Annotated in this window: 1 protein-coding gene; it reads left to right on the top strand. The window is 64.5% G+C overall.

What is annotated here, in order from left to right; all coding sequences use genetic code 11:
- Window positions 1-77 precede the first annotated feature (77 nt).
- Window positions 78-595, top strand: a 518-nt coding sequence (locus CF70_RS33645; protein ID WP_035876168.1) for an AAA family ATPase, incomplete at its 3' end; no start/stop codon positions are given.

Below are 595 nucleotides of genomic sequence, written 5' to 3'. Positions count from 1 at the left end.
ATGCCGTTCTACGACGGCGATGTGATGGAGCTGCCCGCCGATTACCTGGCTTCCATGACTGGTGCGGAGGTGTCCGAATGCGCCCGCTGAAACTCACCTTGACCGGTTTCCACGGCGTCCGGGACGGCATGAAGCGCGACAGCGTGACGCTCGACCTCGCGAACCTGCCCACTGGGCTGATCGCGCTGGTCGGCCCTAACGGTGCCGGCAAGACCACGCTGATGGACAACCTGCACCCGTATCCGATCATGCCGAGCCACGCCTCGAAAATGTCCGCGGATGCGTTCTCCTACTGGGATCACCTCTGTGGCACCCGTGGCGAGAAGGATCTGGAATGGGAGCACGTCGGCACGCAGTACCGTTCGGCGTTCGCGTTCCGTAATCCGGGCAAGAGCCGCAAGGCCGAGTACTACCTGTTCCAGAAGGGCGCCACCGGCGACTGGGTACCGCTGCAACTGCCCGACGGCACGCTGTCGGACGGCAAGGCGGATACCTACAACCGCTGCATCGAGGCGGTGCTAGGCTCGCCCGAAGCGTTCTTCACCAGCGTGTTTTCGGCGCAGAACCGGCGCCCGATCGCCAGCTACCAGGCCGG

The sequence above is a fragment of the Cupriavidus sp. SK-3 genome (assembly GCF_000611145.1).
Lineage (GTDB): Bacteria > Pseudomonadota > Gammaproteobacteria > Burkholderiales > Burkholderiaceae > Cupriavidus.
The sequence above is the reverse complement of the archived record's forward strand: the minus strand, read 5'-3'. Positions and strand labels throughout refer to the sequence as shown.